The sequence below is a fragment of the Mesorhizobium sp. M2A.F.Ca.ET.039.01.1.1 genome (assembly GCF_003998035.1).
In the GTDB taxonomy this organism is placed as follows: Bacteria; Pseudomonadota; Alphaproteobacteria; order Rhizobiales; family Rhizobiaceae; genus Mesorhizobium.
Map to the genome: position 1 here is coordinate 1 of NZ_RZRY01000843.1, position 2,380 is coordinate 2,380.

Below are 2,380 nucleotides of genomic sequence, written 5' to 3' on the forward strand. Positions count from 1 at the left end.
TCTTTGTGGCGCTCGGCGCGGCCCTGGTGGCGGCGTTGGCGGCACCGCGCATGGGGCGGCCGCGCAAGGCCTCGCCGCTGTCGGCCACCGAGATCCAGCATAAGGCCCCCAGCCTGTTCAACGCCTATTTCCTCTATTTCACGCTCGGTGTCGGCGTCATCACCGCCAGCCACGCCTTCCTCTACGGCTTCGTTTCGATCTACTGGAAGTCGATCGGCATCGGCGATTCCGTCGTCGGCCTGCTATGGGCCTGGGGCGTGGTCTCCGAGGTCGGCATGTTCCTGTTTTTCAACCGCATTTTTTCGTCGGTCTCGGTGGTCAAGGTAATGGTGATCGCCGGCATCGGCTCGATCGTGCGCTGGATCGCCTTTCCGCTCGTCTGGCCGCTCGGGCTTGGCGTCGGCGGCTTCTTCCTGGTCCAGTCGCTGCACTCGGTCTCGGTCGCGATGGTGTTGATCGGGCTGCAGAAGATGATCGGCGAGACGGCTTCCGAGGAGCGCACGGGCGCGGCGCAGGGCATTGCCTATTTCTTCAACGGCTTCTTCATGGCGGCGGTGACGCTTGCTTCCGGCCCGCTTTACGACCGCTTGGGCGTCGATGGTTTCTGGGCGATGATCCCGATCGCGGTCATCGGCATGGCGCTGATCGGTCTCGCCGCGCGCTCAGCCCCAAAGCTCCCTGTTGGGGGGTGAAACCAGCGATCCCTGGTAGACGAGGCCGGGCTCGCGATCGCGTGCGAGAAGCAGCGGGCCATCGAGGTCGACGAAGTCGGCATCCTGCGCCAGGAGCACCGCCGGCGCCATGGCGAGCGAGGTGCCGACCATGCAGCCCACCATGATGCCGAAGCCGAGATCGCGGGCTCGGTCGCGCAATCTCAATGCCTCCGTCAGGCCGCCGGATTTGTCGAGCTTAATGTTGACGGCGTCGTAGAGACCGACCAGCGCGTCGAGGTCCTTTGCCGCATGCACGCTTTCGTCGGCGCAGATCGGCACCGGATGCGCGATCCGGCGCAGGATGTCGTCCTTGTCCGCCGGCAGCGGCTGCTCGATGAGCGTGATGCCGTGCTGAGCGGCGAAGGCCAGGTTCGCCTCGACATTTTGGTCCGTCCAGCCCTCATTGGCATCGAGGATGATGCGGCTTTCGGGGGCGGCCTCCGTCACCGCGCGAATCCGCGCCATGTCGTTGTCGCCGCCGATCTTGACCTTGAGCAAAGGCCGCGCGGCATTGGCGCGCGCCTGCGCGGCCATGGCTTCCGGTTCGGCAAGCGACAGCGTGTAGGCGGTTTCCAGCGGCTTGGGCGGAAGGACGCCGATCGCTGCCGCCACGGGCTTGCCGGTCAGCTTGGCTTCCAGATCCCACAGCGCGCAATCTATGGCGTTTCGCGCGGCGCCCGCGGGCATGGCAGCGAGCAGTGCGGTCCGGTCGATGCCGCCAGCGATCTGGTCGCGGATGACCTCGATGGCGGCATATACGCCCTGCATGGTCTCGCCGTAGCGCTTGTAAGGCACGCACTCGCCGCGCCCGGAACGTCCCCCGTCAGCGATCGTTACGGTGATGACTTCGGCCTCGGTTTTGGATCCGCGTGAGATGGTGAAGGTGCCGGCGATCGGGAATCGCTCCATTTCGACCGAAATGACACGCGCCATAATTTTCTTCTCCGGCTGTGCGACACCAGTCTGCCGGCAAATCGACACGCCAGTCCCGTCACGCTAAACAGGACGCCATGTTGACCATCCGCAAACGCGACGCAAGCGGCGAGGCCGCCGAGAACGGCGAGCATCGACCGCGCGTCGCCGTGGGCGAAGAGGGCGGGGTGCTGGGCTGCGCGTTTTCCGGCGTGTGGACGACGCGCACCGTGGCGGCGGTCGATGCGGACATGCGCAAGATCGAGCAGAGAAGCGGCGCGAAACAGCTGATGCTCGATCTTTCCCACATCGAAAAGATCGACACGGCCGGGGCCTGGCTGATCGACCGGCTGGCCAGCGCCTTCGAGAAGAAAGGCGTCGAGGTCCATTTGCAGGGGCAAAGCGAGGTCGCCTCGATCCTGCTCGGCGCCGTCGGCGACGCGGTCCGCCGCGAGCCCGAATCGGGCCCGTCCGGGCCGCCCAACATCATCCTGCGCGCTCTGGAGCTGGTTGGCCGGCGGGTCTACGAGATGCGCGACGATTTCTTCGCCTCGATGAATATCCTCGGCGCCACGATCCGTGGCGCGCAGATGAAGCTCGGGCGCGGTCACGCAGTCAATCCGGCCGCGATCTTCAACCAGATCGATCGCATGGGCGTCGGCGCAATCCCGGTGGTGGTGCTGATGTCGGCCATCGTCGGCGCCATCGTCGCCCAGCAGGGCGCCTATCAGCTCAGCTATTTCGGCGCCAATATC

Annotated in this window: 3 protein-coding genes; 2 read left to right on the forward strand and 1 reads right to left on the reverse strand. The window is 65.7% G+C overall.

Features of this window, described 5'->3' with window-relative positions:
* On the forward strand, positions 1-692 hold a 692-nt coding region (locus EOA24_RS34505), incomplete at its 5' end, for an MFS transporter (protein ID WP_189354481.1).
* Here EOA24_RS34505 and dgcA read toward each other — a convergent pair.
* A complete protein-coding gene (gene dgcA / locus EOA24_RS34510; protein WP_126082536.1) occupies positions 663-1,646 on the reverse strand; it encodes an N-acetyl-D-Glu racemase DgcA in 984 nt (327 codons plus the stop codon). The two genes, EOA24_RS34505 and dgcA, sit on opposite strands and share 30 nt — an antisense overlap.
* A gap of 77 nt (positions 1,647-1,723) precedes the next feature.
* Between dgcA and EOA24_RS34515 the strand changes: the two genes are divergently transcribed.
* Positions 1,724-2,380: ABC transporter permease (locus EOA24_RS34515; RefSeq protein WP_127410617.1), on the forward strand; the 657-nt coding region annotated here is incomplete at its 3' end.